Source organism: Paenibacillus sp. J22P218 (assembly GCF_056269195.1).
Map to the genome: position 1 here is coordinate 1,141,394 of NZ_JBWDNL010000001.1, position 17,160 is coordinate 1,158,553.

At 52.7% G+C, this 17,160-nt stretch carries 14 protein-coding genes; 11 read left to right on the forward strand and 3 right to left on the reverse strand.

Going from position 1 to position 17,160, the window contains the following annotated elements:
- Window positions 1-85: 85 nt before the first annotated feature.
- Window positions 86-769 (forward strand): response regulator transcription factor, encoded by a 684-nt coding sequence (locus tag AC0YN0_RS04585; protein WP_475820208.1) that lies wholly within the window; start codon window positions 86-88, stop codon window positions 767-769.
- On the forward strand, window positions 754-2,160 hold the full coding sequence (locus AC0YN0_RS04590; protein WP_475820209.1) for a HAMP domain-containing sensor histidine kinase: 1,407 nt from the start codon (window positions 754-756) through the stop codon (window positions 2,158-2,160). The genes AC0YN0_RS04585 and AC0YN0_RS04590 overlap by 16 nt, the downstream gene beginning before the upstream one ends.
- Here AC0YN0_RS04590 and AC0YN0_RS04595 read toward each other — a convergent pair.
- Window positions 2,157-3,002, reverse strand: a complete 846-nt coding sequence (locus AC0YN0_RS04595; RefSeq protein ID WP_475820210.1) for a helix-turn-helix domain-containing protein — start codon at window positions 3,000-3,002, stop codon at window positions 2,157-2,159. The genes AC0YN0_RS04590 and AC0YN0_RS04595 overlap by 4 nt on opposite strands.
- 118 nt (window positions 3,003-3,120) lie before the next feature.
- Here AC0YN0_RS04595 and AC0YN0_RS04600 point away from each other — a divergent pair, with 118 nt between their 5' ends.
- The 6 genes from AC0YN0_RS04600 to AC0YN0_RS04625 all read left to right on the forward strand — a co-directional run bounded on the left by AC0YN0_RS04600 (window position 3,121) and on the right by AC0YN0_RS04625 (window position 12,436).
- Window positions 3,121-5,373: an FAD-dependent oxidoreductase gene (locus AC0YN0_RS04600; protein ID WP_475820211.1), complete on the forward strand. Its 2,253-nt coding sequence runs from the start codon at window positions 3,121-3,123 to the stop codon at window positions 5,371-5,373.
- Window positions 5,374-5,438: 65 nt separating this feature from the next.
- Complete coding sequence (locus tag AC0YN0_RS04605) at window positions 5,439-6,983, forward strand: response regulator (protein ID WP_475820212.1); 1,545 nt, start codon at window positions 5,439-5,441, stop codon at window positions 6,981-6,983.
- A 38-nt stretch (window positions 6,984-7,021) separates the two neighbouring features.
- Window positions 7,022-8,800: a sensor histidine kinase gene (locus AC0YN0_RS04610; RefSeq protein WP_475820213.1), complete on the forward strand. Its 1,779-nt coding sequence runs from the start codon at window positions 7,022-7,024 to the stop codon at window positions 8,798-8,800.
- A 308-nt stretch (window positions 8,801-9,108) separates the two neighbouring features.
- Window positions 9,109-10,011: an ABC transporter permease gene (locus tag AC0YN0_RS04615; RefSeq protein ID WP_442049942.1), complete on the forward strand. Its 903-nt coding sequence runs from the start codon at window positions 9,109-9,111 to the stop codon at window positions 10,009-10,011.
- Window positions 10,005-10,865 carry a carbohydrate ABC transporter permease gene (locus AC0YN0_RS04620; protein WP_337103362.1) on the forward strand — a complete coding sequence of 287 codons (861 nt, stop codon included), beginning with the start codon at window positions 10,005-10,007 and terminating at the stop codon, window positions 10,863-10,865. The genes AC0YN0_RS04615 and AC0YN0_RS04620 overlap by 7 nt, the downstream gene beginning before the upstream one ends.
- Before the next feature lie 32 nt (window positions 10,866-10,897).
- Entirely contained in the window at window positions 10,898-12,436 is a 1,539-nt protein-coding gene (locus tag AC0YN0_RS04625) for an extracellular solute-binding protein (protein ID WP_475820214.1), read from the forward strand.
- Window positions 12,437-12,485: 49 nt separating this feature from the next.
- Here the strand turns inward: AC0YN0_RS04625 and AC0YN0_RS04630 are convergent, their stop codons facing one another.
- Complete coding sequence (locus tag AC0YN0_RS04630; RefSeq protein WP_475820215.1) at window positions 12,486-13,283, reverse strand: helix-turn-helix domain-containing protein; 798 nt, start codon at window positions 13,281-13,283, stop codon at window positions 12,486-12,488.
- Between the two features lie 120 nt (window positions 13,284-13,403).
- Here AC0YN0_RS04630 and AC0YN0_RS04635 point away from each other — a divergent pair, with 120 nt between their 5' ends.
- On the forward strand, window positions 13,404-14,219 hold the full coding sequence (locus tag AC0YN0_RS04635) for a phytanoyl-CoA dioxygenase family protein (protein WP_475820216.1): 816 nt from the start codon (window positions 13,404-13,406) through the stop codon (window positions 14,217-14,219).
- Between the two features lie 35 nt (window positions 14,220-14,254).
- Window positions 14,255-15,256: a glycoside hydrolase family 43 protein gene (locus AC0YN0_RS04640; protein ID WP_475820217.1), complete on the forward strand. Its 1,002-nt coding sequence runs from the start codon at window positions 14,255-14,257 to the stop codon at window positions 15,254-15,256.
- Between the two features lie 46 nt (window positions 15,257-15,302).
- Here AC0YN0_RS04640 and AC0YN0_RS04645 read toward each other — a convergent pair whose 3' ends face one another.
- Window positions 15,303-16,196, reverse strand: coding sequence for a helix-turn-helix domain-containing protein (locus AC0YN0_RS04645; RefSeq protein WP_475820218.1), 894 nt, complete (start codon window positions 16,194-16,196; stop codon window positions 15,303-15,305).
- Between the two features lie 124 nt (window positions 16,197-16,320).
- On the opposite strand from AC0YN0_RS04645, the gene AC0YN0_RS04650 reads away from it, so the two are divergent.
- Window positions 16,321-17,100 (forward strand): phytanoyl-CoA dioxygenase family protein, encoded by a 780-nt coding sequence (locus AC0YN0_RS04650; RefSeq protein ID WP_442049910.1) that lies wholly within the window; start codon window positions 16,321-16,323, stop codon window positions 17,098-17,100.
- Window positions 17,101-17,160 lie beyond the last annotated feature (60 nt).

The window sequence follows — 17,160 nt, forward strand, 5'->3', positions numbered from 1 at the left end:
GAAGATTTCTTTGTTTCGACGGCATTGCCGCATGACCCGACTGTTGCTACAATAGAGGGCAACGATCATGAGAGGGGCCTAAGGTGTGCAAACGATTATGGTTGTCGAAGATGAACCGGCCATTGCCCGCGTGCTGACCGTTTATTTGCGCAAAGCCGGCTTTGCCGTTGCATGGGCCGCGGATGGGCGACAGGCTTTGGACTTATTCGCAGTGGAAGCTCCCGCGCTCATATTGCTTGATGTCATGCTGCCGCATATGGATGGCTTTGAAGTGCTTCGCAAAGTCCGCGAGACGAGCAGTTGTCCGGTCATTATGTTGACGGCGCGAGGCGGCATAGACGACAGGTTAAACGGTCTGAACGGCGGTGCCGATGATTATATGCCGAAGCCTTTCATTCCGGAGGAGGTCGTTGCCCGCGTCCAAGCGGTGCTGCGAAGGCCGGCGCATTGGACGGACGGGAGCAGACAGAGGCGCTTCGGGAGCTTAAGCATCGATTTTCTAGCACAATCCGTATCCTTGAACGGCGCCGAAGTCATGTTAATGCCGCGTGATTTGGCGGTACTGCTATTCCTAGCGGAAAATCCAAATCGGATCTATACGAGAGAACAACTTATCGAATATGTATGGGGCGCGGACTATGAAGGAAGCGATCGTGCGGTTGACCTGTCGATCAAGCGGCTGCGTCAATCGTTGTCCCATTGGCCGTCCGAGCAGGGCGAGATTCGGACATTGCGCGGAACGGGGTATCAATTATGGATCGAAAAGTAAAACAAGCTTCATTGTTGTCCTACTGGACCATGCGATATTTTATTATACTGCTCGTTGGACTTCTTCTTCTTGCCGCCGCCGCGATCTGGTGGACGAACCGAGAGACGCTGGACAGCCGGCTGCAGACGGTTGAACTGCTCGCGCAGGAAATTGCCGATCGGCTGAATGGGGCGGAAGGTACGATTGAAGTACCGGCCAACTTGGGTCCATATATTGACAAAAGGTCGCGCTTCTTCAAGCTCGGGCCGGGCATGTGCGTCATCGTGACCGATACGGAAGGCAGGCTGCTCTATTCGAACGATCCTTTGACGCAAGAGGATTTGAGAACGAAGCTGAACGACAGACTCGATAAGGCGAAGCAGCCAGGAATGAAAGCGATTATAGCCCCGATCGAACATGACGGAAGCAAGATTGGTCAGGTGACGCTACTCCAGCCGACCCAATCGTTAACCCATATTCCCGAACTGAAGTGGGCAATCGGTCTTCTGCTCGTCAGCTTGACAGCGCTCGGCTGGCTGACGATATACTTGCTGTCGCGCAAGCTCGTCCGTCCGATCCGCAATGTGGCGTCGGCGGCCCGAGAGATCAGCTTAGGCCATTACGACGTCCAGCTGGAGGCAAACGCGAAGGAGCAAGAGCTGAACGAAATGATTATTTCGTTCAAGGAGATGGCTGGCCGCCTCAAGCAATTGGAGCATTCCCGCAACTTCATGCTGGCCGGGTTGACGCATGAGCTGAAGACGCCCGTTACTTCGGTGAAAGGGCTTGTCCATGCCGTGAAGGAAAAGGTGGTGCAGGGCGATGATGCCGACGAATTTCTGTCTATCGCCCTCGAAGAAACAGGCAGACTGGAACGGATGGTTGCCGATCTGCTTGATTACAACGCATTGGAAGCTGGGCTTGTACACTTGAACCGCGAAGTTCTCGACGCTGCGGTGTTGATACCCGAAATTATTTACCAATGGACTCTGCATCAAGACGTGACGATTGCCGAGCCTTCATTGTCGCTGCCAGTTCAGCCTGTTCGGATCATAGGCGATCCGCTGCGCATTCAACAAATAATGGTCAATTTGCTCAATAATATCGTACAATCCCGTCATTCGGATCGTCCGCTTAGCGTTCGTGTCTCCCTAAGCGCGCGAGAGGATGGGTTCGCCGAAATCGTCGTTGCCGATAACGGCCAAGGCATCCCGCATCCGGAGCAGGATCTCATCTTCGAGCGGTTCTTCCGCGGCGAGAACAAGAAACATACCGTACGAGGCCTCGGACTGGGCCTCACGTTCAGCAGGCTTCTAGCGCAAGCTCAGGGCGGGCAGCTTTCACTTAGAGAAAGCTCCGGAGAAGGCAGCGTATTCGTGATCATGCTTCCGATTGCCGTATATAGAGCCTAGACTCGGTTTGTTTTACGGTAAGCGGAAGGGCTGATTTTCATCATCTTCGTGAACACTCGGCTGAGGTAAAAGCCATTGTTGAAGCCGCATGCCAAAGCGATTTCTTCTAAATTGAGCTCCGTATCGACGAGCAAAGATTTCGCTTGCTCCAGTCTAATATGACTTAAATAACGCGAAGGGGTCATCCCCGCGCTTCTGGTGAAACGGCGGGTGAGCTGAACGGGACTAATCCCCAGCTCGTCCGCAAGCACCAGCATGCTCATATCCTCAAAGGCGTTCTGCCGGATATAAAGCTGCGCTTGTTCCATCAGAGGATCGGCAGGCTGCCTGTCTTCGTTGACCGACCCGGCGGCTATTGATTGCAGACAAAACAGCCATATATCGTTAAGCGCATGATTTTGCCAATAGTTTCGCTGATCGATCTGTGCGGCGGCTTCGTCCTGTCCCTTGAAATACCTCAAATTATCGGCAAGCCTCTCCTTATGCGTGACGGCAGGCTTGTAGGCGGAAGCCGCCAAACGAACTCGGACATTGTGGGCATCCTCTTGTCCTTCATTAGCATCCCCTCCGGATAGTGAATCCAAAGAAAATCCGATGAAATGAAAGGACGCGGCATGGATAACCTCGCGATGAAAATCGATGCCCGGCGGGCATATTATGACGTCGCCCATCTGCGCAATCCCCTCACTGTTTCCAATCCCATAACGAAAGCTGCCACCCTCCACCGCAAACAGAACCCAATGTTCGTAAGTGTCTACGCTGTATTGAAACTTCTCTTTATGGTTCCAAAAGACATGATGCAGTAGCGTTGGGGATAGGACGGAGCTTCGAAACGTCATCATCCCTGCACTCAGCCTCCTAAGTGAAATAAAGTATATGCTTATATGATAGCGCAGTGCATGTTAAATAACGACCCCCTAGGGTTAAGATGAAAGTAATTCTTGACTTGGGGGGATTCGAATGAAGCTTGAATCAGTAAAATCTGACATTACCGTTATTGGCGGAGGCTTGGCTGGCGTATGCGCAGCCGTTGCCGCCGCGCGCCTCGGACAAACCGTGTCGCTCGTGAACAACAGACCCGTACTTGGGGGCAATTCCAGCAGCGAGGTTAGGGTGTGGGTATGCGGCGCTACGGCGCACGGTACGCAGCGTTATGCAAGAGAAACGGGCATTATGGGCGAAATGTTCGTCGAGAATCAATTCCGCAATCCCGATGGCAATCCTTATTTATGGGATCTCGTCGTATTAGATACGGTTCGCGCCGAGCCGAATATTACTTTGTTTCTTAACACGGATGTGCACGAGGTGGAAGCGGACGGTGCGGAAGAGGACCGCATCATTAAGTCGGCGACGGGCTGGATGATGGGCTCCGAGCGTAGAATCCGGTTTGAAAGCGATATGTACATCGATTGTACAGGGGATGGGCTTGCGGGATTTTTGGCAGGCGCCAAATACCGGATCGGCCGCGAGGCTAGAGACGAGTACAACGAGGACTGGGCGCCGGAGACGCCTGACGATATTACGCTTGGCAGCACGCTTCTGTTCTATACGAAGGAGGCCGATCGGCCGGTCAAGTTCATTCCGCCGAGCTTCGCGAAGGATATTACCCAAACGACGATTCCGATGAAACGGGTCATCCGCAGCGGCGATTCGGGCTGCCATTACTGGTGGATCGAATGGGGAGGAGAGCTGGATACCGTGCATCAAAATGAAAGAATTCGGGATGAGCTCTGGTCAGTCATCTATGGAATATGGGACTACATCAAAAACTCGGGCAATTTCGATGCAGAGCGTATGACGCTGGAATGGGTGGGATCGATTCCAGGCAAACGGGAGTACCGCCGTTTCATTGGCGACTATATGCTGAACCAAAACGATATTATCAAGCAGGAACGTTTCGCCGATCGCATCGCCTTCGGAGGCTGGTCGATCGATCTTCATCCGCCGCAAGGCATGTATTCGACGGAAAGCGGTTCGAAGCATTTATTTTCGGATGGGATCTACCATATTCCATTCCGGAGCCTGTACTCCAGCAACGTCAGCAATCTGCTGTTCGCAGGCCGCGACATCAGCGCAACTCACGTCGCATTCGGAACGACGAGAGTCATGGCGACCTGCGCCGTCATCGGCGAAGCAGCCGGAAGCGGCGCCGCGCTGTGCGTTCAGAAAGGGATATCGCCGCGTGCGCTGCACCGTGACCATATGAATGACCTGCAGCAGACGATGCTGCGGCAGGATGCGTCGATTATCGGGATAGCGGCAGACGATCCTTACGATCTCGCCAAGTCGGCTCGCATTACGGCATCCAGTACGATGACTCAAGTTGCGCTAAAGGATTCGTCCTATACGCACCCGCTGGACAAAGATCTCGGGATTCTGTTTCCCGTGAATCCATCTCTTGAATCGGTGGCGTTGCTGGTAGATGCAGCGAAGTCAGCTACCCTTGAAGCGGAGCTGTGGCATACGGGCAAAGGGGAGAACTACGTGCCGAAACAAATGGTGACTTCCGCATCGGTGACCGTATCCGAAGGAGAAGGTCAGTGGGTGAAGCTGGATCTGTCTTGGAAGCCCGATGCGGCTTGCAATGCATTTCTCATTATTAAGGCGAACGAATCGATTGCGGTCCACGGATCGGATCGTGCGATGACCGGCGTGCTGTGCTTTGAGAAGGGGCCGAAACCGATCGTCTCTACGCTTCTTGAGGATCGTCAGCCGGATCAGCCGGTCGTGCAGTGGAGCATGCGCAATTGGAACCGCCGTCCGCTATGTCTACAGGTTACGCCGAATACGGAAGCATACGCTGCCGCAACGGTGACTGACGGGTATATGAGGCCGTTCGCCGGTCCGCATTCGTGGATGTCCGAGCCGATGTCCTCAGGGAAGCTGGAATGGCTGCAGCTAGAGTGGGCTGAAGAGCAGTCGATCGCCGAGGTTCACGTCACGTTTAATGACGACGTTAATGAAGATTTAATCAATTTGCACCATCATCGCACAGCTTTTGAAGCGATTCCCGAGCTCGTCCGAGCTTATCGGATAGAGGCGCTCATCGGCGAGGAATGGGTCACAGTGGCTGAAGAGAAGCATAACCATAAACGCAAAAAAGTGCATAAGCTGAGCGGTTCCCTCACTTCACGCACGATTCGATTATGGATCGACGAAACGAACGGAGGACCACGCGCGGAGGTTGCCGAAATAAGAGTCTATGCTCTATAATGGGGAAAAGTAATTGACAGCGCTTTCATTTTATAAACATATAAGACTTGAAAGGAGAGGATATCATGGCCGTGAAGCCGCTTGGCGTATTGATCGTCGACGATGAAATTCCTCTGAGGCAAGAGCTTCGCATCTTTCCCTGGGAAGCGTGCGGCGCTGAATGGATCGGCGAAGCGAGCAATGGCCAGGAAGCCTTGCAGCTATGCGCCGACTGTGAGCCGGATGTCGTTATAACGGATATTACAATGCCGGTTATGGATGGCATTGCTCTCATTCGGGAGCTCCGGAAGCGGCACCCGAGCGTTCAAATCATCTTGTTGACCTGTCACAGCGATTTCCATTATGTACAAGAAGCGCTCCGTCTCGGAGCGCTTGAATACATTTTGAAGGTATCTATGGAAGAAGAAGAGCTTAAGCTGGCGATGGACAAAGTGAGAGCTGCGATCATCAAGGAGCGCATGGCGCAGGGGCATGCGAGAAGGGAGCAGAGACAGCTGCAAGCCGCTTTATTCGGCAAGCTGCTACACGGGCAAGTGCCGTCCAACTCCGACTGGCAGCCGATGGCGCTTAGCGCAGATCGTTCGATTCGATTGGCACGGCTTCAACTGGACATTCCTCCACTAGCCTATCTGCAAGTGAAGGAGACGGTTCAGCAGTGGCTGACCGAGCGTGAGAGTAAGGATCCGAACTGGCTGACGTGGCTTACGGTACGGGAGCGGGAATATTTTATTGTAATCGAAGGGGGGCATCGTTCTGAATCAGTAGTCCATGAGTTGCAAGCGGATGTTCTGCATTTGGCAGAGCTGATAAACCGGGAATCGACGGTGCTGGAACGAAATGCAACGGCTTACGCTCTTGTAAGCGAATCGATCACATCCAAAGAAGGACTTGCGGAAGCGCTGGCTGTCTCCGGTGAATGGAAGGATGCTCTCTTTTACGATCGATGCCCGGACGAGAGCACCGTGTTCGCTGTACAATCAAGGCCGCTGACGGAAATGACGGATAACAAAGCGAAAGGAATGGGCGAGCTGCTTAGAAAAGCGTCACGGTCGGCCGAAAGCTTGAAGGAATGCTTGCAGGGTGAATTCAGAGATTGGTGTATAGCAGAACGCGTGAAGCCAAGCCAACTGAAAGAGCGGGTCATCCATTGGCAGATTGAATGGCACAGGCAACAAGATGGCGCCGAGCTGAACGCAACGCGAATTGGGCAATTGATGGATGCAGGAACGTTGACCGAGATGATCGCCAGCCTCGTACTGGACATGGAGACTGCCGAGCTTGGGAAATCGCTTTCGCGCTATGAGATTCGTTCGGCCGTGCAATGGATCAAAGACCATCTGGGGGAGCCGATCTCGCTGCCCGTCATTGCGGAGCAGGTAGGTCTAAGCTCGCATCATATCAGCAAACTGTTTCGCGAGGAAACGGGGAGTACGGTCAATCAGTATATTACCCGTCTCCGCATGGAGAAGGCGATCGAGCTTCTAAGGCATTCGAACAAGAAAGTGTACGAGGTTGCTGAAGAGGTCGGCATTCCTAGCTATCGCTATTTTACCGTTACGTTTCGGAATTGGACCGGGGTGTCGCCGACGGACTACAAACGGAATGGCTGAAGCAGGGGAGAGAGAACGGGCGCGGAGGAAGGGTGGATATGACGAAGCTGTTTCACTGGTATGCCAGCCTTGGTCTCGCTACCAAGCAGTTTATTTATTTGTTCATCGTGACGCTGCTGCTTGTTCAGGTGCTTGCATGGCGCAACCTTAACGAGGCGGAGAGCTTGCTTCAGAATCAGGTCATTCGCGATGCCGAGCTGCTCGTCAGCCGGACGAACCAATATATCGATGCAAGCCTGGACAATGTGGAAAATATGCTGCTGCTGCTCTCGACCCGCGCCGATTTGCTGGAAGACGGGAACGAGGAGGCGGCGGTCGAGACGCTTCGCAAATTCGCGGGCATTAACAACTCGATTGCCAGAACGCTGTTCATGATTCGAGCCGATGGGCAAGTGTTCGCAAGCTCGCAGGTCGTTTACGACATCATCGGCAATCCTAGACTGAGCCAGCTTTATGAGCTGGCGCTTATGAACTACGGGGCCATTAACGTGAGCGAGCCTTACGATTCGCCGATGTCGGGCCGTACGCTTGCATACGTATTGCCGATTGCCGATGCCGGCAATAAGGTGAAGGGGGTTATGGTCGCCGAACTTAATCTTGATTTGCTCACGGAGCGCATTGCGCCTATGATCTATCAATCTTATATTTTGTTCACGAAGGAAGGGAGCGTCATTAATCGGCTTGATTCCCGGGATAAGCTGCTTCCCTTCCAAACGGCTTCTTATCCGCCGAAGCTCGAGGAAAGCTTTCGCGGGCAGCTCGTAGGTCTCAAAGTAGGCGTTAGCGGCATCGAAGGGGATTCCTTGAATCCGCTCGTCGCCGTGAAGTCGACCAAAAACCGTCTAGGCTGGACGCTCGCGGCGTTCATCGAAGAGGATTATTTCTATCAGGACCTGCAGAAGCTGAACAACAACTATCGGACTGCAAGTATCGTATGGATTATAATGCTGCTGCTCAGCGCGTATCTGCTCAGCCGATCGTTCACGCATCCGATCCGTCGGTTCGTCGAGAAGATGGACCGACTTAACGACCTTCAGGTCGTGGCGAAGCTGCCTGTCACGAGAAGGGACGAAATCGGCAGGCTTACGCAAAGCTACAATGCCATGCTTGAGCGAATTCAAAGTTTGCTCCAGAAGACCAAGTCGGCGGAGGAGCAGAAGAAGGAATACGAGCTGAAGATGCTTCGAAGCCAGATTGCGCCCCATTTTCTGTATAACACGCTTGCCTGCATTAGCAGTTTGGCCAAGCAGCAGCGCATCGACGAGGTACGCGATACGATCCGTTCGCTGGTCAAGCTGTTAAGCTTCAGCTTTGACAAGCAATCGGAATACGTAACGCTTGCGGATGAGCTGGAAGGGCTGCGCATGTACATGCATATCCAGCAGGTGCGCTATGGGGATCAATATCAGTTTAGGATTGATATTAATCCCGACCTTCTGCAATACCGCATTCTAAAGCTTACGCTGCAGCCGCTCGTGGAAAACGCGTTGTTTCACGGATTAACGCCGAATCACGGCGGTATTATCGTTGTCAAAGGCGGACTTGAGAACGGAATTCTAAGGCTATATGTTCGCGATAATGGGATAGGCATTGCACGGGTGAAGCGGAGCAGGCTGTTACTGGAGGATCAGGACGGCGGGCAGCGTTCGGTGTACCGATTTACGGGCATCGGCTTGCGGAACGTGCATGAGCGGATTCGGATCCATCACGGTGAGACGTACGGCTTGCGGATCGGAAGCGCGGTGGGGACAGGCACCGTCGTCCGCGTCGATATGCCCGTCCTGACGGAAAGCGACGAGCAATTAGGCATTTGGTAAATGAGAATCGATGGCGGATTTGGGAACATAAAAGGAGATGCACGTATAGCCCTCGGCTATTCGGGCATCTCCTTTTGTCTCATCTGTTGATCGTTGCCTGTATTCCATTAATGGATTACCTCTAAATGATCCAAACGGGCGCCTGAAATGCGTACATTTTTTACGTTTTTGTGCATATCGGGGTGACGCCGCACCCTTTATACTTACCTTATTGGAAGCGCATTCACACTAGGAGGGATACGATGGAAGCCAATCATAGCCTAACGCCAGCCCCTCGGATACGGCCATCTCCGCGGACCAAGCTGCTCATGATTGCAAGATTGGCATGGCGGTTTAAAGCCTTTTACGTCATGCTTCTGCCCGGCATTATTTATTTCGTTATATTTCGGTACTTCCCGATGTACGGCGTCATTATCGCCTTCAAGGATTTTGCGATCCTGGACGGCATAACGGGCAGCTCGTGGGTCGATCCGTGGTATAAGCATTTTCAGAGCTTTTACGAGTCGCCTTATTTCAGCCAGCTGTTGAGCAATACGCTGTTGATCAGCCTATACAAGCTAGTATGGGGGACGCTTCCTCCGATCGTGCTGGCCGTGCTGCTGAACGAATGCCGCGTTCGCTGGCTGAAGTCGATCGTTCAGACGCTGACCTACATGCCGCACTTCTTGTCTTGGGTAATTATTTTCGGCATTCTTCTGACGCTATTCTCCCAGAACGGCGGCCTCATAAACCGCTGGATCGTGGAAGCGGGCGGAACCTCGATTCCGTTCCTGACCTCGACAGAATATTTCCGCAGCATACTGGTCGGCTCGGAGGTATGGCAAAATCTCGGCTGGGGTGCCATTATTTACTTAGCCGCGATGGCAGGCATCGATCCGACCCTCTACGAAGCGGCGAAGGTGGACGGCGCGAGCAGGCTGCGCATGATCTGGCATATTACGCTGCCGGGCATTAGAAGCATTATCGTCCTGCTGTTCGTTCTAAAGCTTGGCCATCTGCTTGACGCCGGCTTCGACCAAATCTACATCCTGTACAATATACAGGTGTACCCGGTCGCGGACATTATCGATACATGGGTTTACCGAACCGGTCTGCAGCAGTTAAATTTCAGTTTGGCATCGGCAGTCGGATTGTTCAAATCGGTCATCGGGCTCATCCTCGTACTGGGCGCTAACCGCGTGGCGAAGAAATGGGGTGAGGGCATATGGTAAGGAGCCTCGACGATAAAATATTCAACACGATCATATACGTTATTCTCGGACTATGCGGACTTGCCGCCATTCTGCCGATCCTGTATGTCGTATCGGTATCCATTACGCCTTTCGGGGAAGTGCTGCGCAACGGGGGATTCATATTGTTCCCGAAGGAGATTACGTTTTCCGCATATCGCACGCTGCTGACGGAGTCCAACATTCCGAAAGCATTCCAAATAACCGTCCTCATTACGGTCATCGGAACGGCAGTCAATCTCGTCTTGACGGGGCTGATGGCATACCCGCTTAGCCGCCGGAATTTGCCGGGAAGAAACTTTTTTCTGCTCATGATCGTATTCACGTTGTTGTTCAGCGGTGGACTCATTCCGACCTATCTGGTCGTGAAGTCGATGGGGCTGCTCGATTCCATCTGGGCGATGATTTTGCCGAATGCGGTGTGGAGCTTCAACGTTCTTATTATGAAAAGCTTTTTTGAAGGGTTGCCGGAGGAACTGTTCGAGTCGGCCCGAATGGATGGTGCCAAGGAGTTTCGCATCCTGCTGCAAATCGTTACGCCGCTTTCCGTTCCCGTCTTGCTTACGGTTGGATTGTTTTACTTGGTTGGTCACTGGAACGAGTTTTTTCAAGCGATTTTTTATGTGACCGATCGCACGCTGTATCCGCTGCAGGTCGTCGTCCGAGAAATTCTGATGCAAAGTCAGCAGCCGCTGGAGAACGCGGAAAATATGATGCCGACGCAAACGATGCAGATGGCATCCGTCATGATTGCGAGCTTGCCGGTCATCGTGATCTACCCGTTTCTTCAGAAGCATTTTACAAAAGGGATGCTGCTTGGTTCGATAAAAGGTTGACCGATGAAACCATTCAGAGAGGGGTTATGATCATGAAGAAATTAGGGATTTTGCTAGTAGCCGTTTCATTAGCGGGAGCCATGCTTACGGCTTGTTCGGGAGGGAACGGCAGCGATAATCCGGGAAATAATTCGGGCGGCGTTACCGCCAAGCCAGGAGCGGAAACGGAGCAGCCGAGCAGCAAGCCGGTTAAGCTCGATATTATCGAGACGGGAAACAATCTGCCGTCACCGGATAAAGACATGATTAAGCAAGCACTGGATAAGGCGCTGAATATCGATCTGAATCTGACGGTGTATCCTGCAGCGGACGATTATAACAATCAATTAAACGTTCGGATGTCCTCGGGCAACTTTCCCGATCTGTTCATGGTCAACCGCCAGCAGCTCATACAGTTCTCCAAACAAGGGCTGCTTCTCGATCTGACGCCATACATGGATAAGTTGGAGCAAACGGTAGCGTTCATCGGGGAGGACAGCGTCAAGAAGGGGACAGTCGACGGAAAAGTGTACGGCATCTCCAAATCTCCGCAAATTCCTTATAACACCTTATGGATCCGCAAGGATTGGCTCGACAAGCTGAAGCTGGAAGTGCCGACGACCGTGGAGCAATTGGCCTCCGTAGCGGAAGCGTTCACGAAAAACGATCCGGACGGAAACGGCAAACCGGACACCTTCGGCCTAACGGGAAGCAAGCTGTTCGCGTTCTCGACTGTCTTCGGCGCATTCGGCGTCGGCATGCCGGGCAACTTCTACGAGAAGGACGGCAAAGTCGTGAATTCGCTGCATGAGCCGGCAATGAAGGATGCTTTGGCCTTTATTAAGAACATGATCGCGACTGGCTCCGTCGATCCAGAGCTGCTCGCGAACAGCGGCTTGCAACATCAAGAGAAGGCGATCAAAGGGCAGGCGGGCATCGTCTATCTCGACTGGCCGAATATGACGAAAGAGCAGTTCGTGGAGCAGATCAAAACCGTTAATCCAAATGCGGAATGGCTGCAAATCGCCGCTCCACCCGGTGCAGGCGGACAATTCGACGGTTCATGGGACATCGGCGCGGCGCCTGGCCGTTACGCCATACCGAAAGCGCTCGAGAAGGATCCGGAGAAGCTTCAGCGGGTGCTCGATCTGCTCAACTATATTTCGAATCCGGACGGGGGCTCTCTGCTCGTGCAGTTCGGGGTGAAGGATACGCACTTCACGCTGGAGGACGGCAAGCCGAAGATGACGGACAAAGCGGGCGAGGTCGGCCATTCCTGGCTGTACCAATTCACCGGCAGACCGGAAATGGAATATTTGCAGGCGAAGTTCGCCGCGCAATCGGCTGCAATCGAATTCGCGAACGATCAGCCTCGCATCGAAGCGTTGAACGGATTCATCGACAATCCGGAGGGGTATAACCCGGCCGATGCGGACCGGTATATGGAAGAGGAGATCGCGAAGTTTATTTACGATAAGCGTCCATTGACCGAATACGATGAATTTATCAAGACGCTGGAAACGTCCATGAACTACAAAGCGTTCGTGGACAGCGCCATGGAGCAGCTAAAAGCGCTCGGTTACGGGAGCTAAATAGCGAGAACGAAAGCCGACCTCATTCGATGCAGGTCGGCTTCTTCGATTAGATGTTATGTGTTTTTCGGTACGACGAAGGATTGACGCCGCTCAGCTTTTTGAAGCTTTTGCTCAAATGATGTTCGTCTGTAAATCCGCAATGCTCGGCGATCTGGGCAAGGGTAAGCGAGGAGTGTACAAGGAGTTGCTTGACCTTGTCCATTCTAAGATTAGCCGCGTAAGCGCCTGGCGTTATACGGAATTCGCGTGTGAACAGTCTTGTCAGCTGCACCTGGGTGAGGCCGAGCTCCACAGCAATTGACTTTAGCGAAATGCCGAATTCGGCTTGCTGCTGAAGCAGATGCAGGGCTCGTCCAAGCGTCGGATCCTCGCTGAACAACGACTTCGCAAGCTGCTCGGATTGTTCGATCTGCAGCAAGTAGAGAAGATCCTTAAGTAAGTGTTTCTTGTACGTACGACCAATTCCGGCTTGCAAGTATTGGGCTTCGCGAAACTGGGAGAGGGTGGACAGGAATCGTTTATTGTTCATAAGCCGCAGCTTGCCGATAGTTGGGAAATCCAACGCATGCTGCGGTGCTTCTGGGGAAGCGATCCATTGAAACCCCATGAGATGGAACGATAAACCGTTCGTTTGCCGGTAGAAGGTTAGATCGGGCGGGCATAATACGAGGTCATCCTTGACCGCCCTTCCGCTTTGGCTGCCCATTCTGTAATCAAAGGAGCCTTCTTCGACGACAAACAACGCCCAGTGATCATACGTATCATGCGTTTTCTGAAATTGAGGCGTATCCTTCACATAGACATGGTATTGCAGATCGGGCTCCAGAAATCGGCTGAACTCCATAGCGTGACAACACCTTTTCATAAAGTGAAATTATTTACAAGTAATATCAATTTTTCTTACATTATAACATGATTGTTTGCCGTATATAATCAAATTAAATACAAGTAGGAGGTATGAAGGATGAAAACAGATCAATTGGAATTACCCAAATTAATGGAGAAATTTCACGAACAAGGGTATTTGGTTATCCCGGATATTTTGTCTCAGGAACAGGTGAACCGGCTGAATGCCGCCATCGACGAAATTGTCTTGACGGAACCGGAAGCGCTTTCGCATAATATCTATAACAGCGTAGAACGCCATGCCGAGATCGCAGCATTAATCGATCAGCCTGCCATTCTTCCGTTAATCGTTAATTTGCTTGGCCATAACATTCAGCTTCACATCTCGCACCTCACGATCAGACAACCGAACCCAAGCGAAGCCCAGACGGCCACGCACAGCTTTATCGATTGGCATCAAGACGGCCCGCATCCGCAGTTTCCCGTCATTAACGGCTTGACGGCAACCTACTATATTAAGGTTTGCTATATTTTGAGCGATATGTCGGAGCCGGATCGCGGCAATACGAAGGTGATTCCGGGCAGTCACAAGCAGCCGTATAACCCGAATCATAAGGATGTGCGCCAGCAGCTTGACGGCGAGGTTCAGGTATGCGGCAAACCGGGCGACGTCTTCGTGTTTGCCCAAAACCTGTGGCATGCGGGCTCGCCGAACCGCTCCGCGTTCACGAGAAGGCAGCTGTTCCTCGGCTACAGCCCGATCTGGATGCGTCCTATCGACTATCATTCGGCGTCGGAAGAACTGTTAAAGGACGCCGATCCGATCCGCCGCCAGCTGCTTGGACAGATCAGCGACAACAAATTCAAGTATTACGTTCCTGAGGATTCGATGGTACCTCTCAAATCGATGCGGATCCATCCATCCTCGCAGTAGCGATCACAATCGATTCGAATGGAAGGATGAACGAGATGACCGTATTCAATGCCGCTTCCGATACAGCAAATCCGCAATCAGGCCATAAGCTGGCCGACATTCCGGCCCATGATCCGTTCGTCGTTGCCGATGCCCAGGAAGGCATTTATTATTTGTACACAGGAGGAAGCCCGCGATTGCATGGGATGGATCGTTACGGCGTCCTTGCTTACAAAAGCCGGAATCTTACCGAGTGGGAGGGACCGTACGTCGTCTTCACCATTCCCGACGGCGCGTGGGCGCATCCGCAGCATGGCGCTTGGGCGCCCGAGGTGCATGCTTATAACGGGCGCTACTATTTGTTCGTTACGCTTCACCATAACGACAAGCCGCTCGAAGGGGAGGGACATGGCGGCTATCCGCTCCAGCGGCGCGGAACCGTGGTTGCGGTATCGGATTCCTTGGAAGGGCCGTTCGAATTAATGGATGCCGATGAACCGATCGCGCCTTCCGAGCATATGACGCTGGACGGATCGCTGTATATCGACGAGGAGGGCAGCCCGTGGATGGTCTATTGCCATGAATGGGTACAGACGGCCGACGGCACGATCGAAGCGGTCCGGCTGCGTGACGATCTATCGGGCCGCTCGTCAGAACCGATCCATCTGTTTGATGGTTCCGCTGCCCCTTGGGACAATGGCGATCATCCGGCAGACCGTTCGCAGCAATCCATGTATGTGACGGATGGCTGCCAATTGTACCGCACATCGGGCAATCGGCTCGTGATGTTATGGTCTACGTACGAAGCGGGAAGCTACGTCCAGACGATTGCGCGTTCCGTCAGCGGGAAGTTGGAAGGACCTTGGGAGCAGCTGGAGCCTCTCGTTCGCGACGATAGCGGACACGGCATGCTGTTCCGCAATTTCGAAGGCAATTGGATGCTTATCGTTCATTCTCCGTTCAAAATGCCGGATTCCCGGTGCAAGCTGTACGAGATGACGGATACCGGCGAAACGTTTGTCGTGAAATCGCCGGTAGGCGGCGCCAGATTCGAGTAAACGGTCAAACGGCCGAGCAGATCTAGATGCTAAGTCCAATTAAACATTAAGGTTGAATGAATAAGGCGTTTCTCCGGCTTGCTTCGCGATAGGCGGCCGGGGGGACGCCTTTGGCTTGCGAGAATGTCCTTGTAAAGTAATGGACGGTAGAAAATCCGACCTGCTCGGCGATTTCCTTGATCGGTATTTCGGTATCGCTGAGTAGCTTCTCCGCGGCGCGAATCCGCTCCAACCGAACGGTTGCCGTGAACGATTCGTGGATGCCCGAAGCGAACAACCGGGACAGATGCCGCTCTGAAATGCTCAGGTAACGGGCGATTTCCGGCAGCGATAAGCTGCTTGCCAGATTGTCGCGAATGTATAACTTTGCCCGCCGGATCAAATGCGCGGCGTTGGCTCGGGGTGACGGCAGCTGGGTCTCATGCTCCACGGGACTGAACAAATTCGGGAAAGAGGCTAGCAAGGAGCTTGCAAGCGGAGGAAGCACGGATGAGGGAAGCATTCCGTCCGGTTCGCTTTGCGCAAGCATCGATTTCCATAACTGAATGATCGGCGAACGTTCCTTTTTATCCAGCCATACGGCGCCGCGTTCCAACCTTTCGTAGTAACGGCTGAATTTCTCTGCGCTGGAATGCTCTTCGATCGGCTCGAATGTGACGAACAGCAGGTCGAGACTGTCCACGTCTTTGATTTGATGATAGATTCCCGGCCTGGAGCAAAAGGCCACCCCTTCGTACAAAGGATACGTTTGGCCTTCCTCTGTGTAAACGCCGGAGCCGCCGTCGACATAGCATATTTCGAAAAAAGAATGTTTATGGACAACGTTCGCCGGCAACTGCTGCTCCGCTCCCCAATAATAAGTATGAAACGTCAGTTGATCGCCTTCCAGCACGCTTGGAATCCGGTTCAATCGATCGACGCTGACTTGCCAATTTATCATATTCAGATTTTCTCCTTTGGCGTAATATTGCAAAAAGATGTCCTTCGGCTGCAAATACGTTTTGACTATAGAATACCTATAATAAAGACAGATTAGCAACCTTCACTTACAAAGGAGAATGAATATGATTACGAGCCAAGATGTACAATTTTACAAAGAAAATGGTTATTTGCTAGTGAAGGGAGTATTCTCTCAGCCGGAGGTTCTGCAGATGCGAGAATCCGTTGAACGGATTATCCAGCGTGCCGCGCGAGCCAAGGCGGATGCCAACCATGCTTGGCAGGGAGATTTCTTGCCGCCCGAGCAGCTGAAGAAGCTTGTATTGAAAGGGTTCCATGACGTGCACTATCATGATGCGGCGTTTACCCGTGCTGCGACCCATCCTAATATGGTAAGCGTATTAAACGGAATTATCGGGCCTAACGTGCAGCTGCACCATTCGAAAATGCTCGTGAAGCCGCCGGCGAACGGTGCGGCATTCCCGATGCATCAGGATTATCCGTACTTCCCGCATAGCAATCATTCCATGCTGGCAGCAAGCGTTCATCTTGATGATGCCGATATGGAGAACGGCTGCTTGTGCGTCGTTCCCGGTTCACATAAGCAGGGTGTTCTCCCGCATATCGGAGTTCATTACCTGAATCATAAGGAGCATCCGATCTCGTCGGGAACGCCATGCCCGGCTGAGGCGGGGGACGTGCTGTTCTTCAACTACTTGACGATTCACGGCTCCGATGTCAACCGCAGCGAGCGGACGCGCAGAAACGTACTGTTCCAGTACCGTGACGCGGCCGATCTGCCGACGGAAAACGTTCATTTCGATTGGGGCATGGGCTTAATGGTAAGCGGCGAAAATCCAGACTTCAACAATGTGAAGCCGAATTATCGGATCGTCGAAGAGTAACTAAAAACGGCAGTGCGGGGAAGTCATCCTGCACTGCCGTTTAGATGTTCTACGGCATCA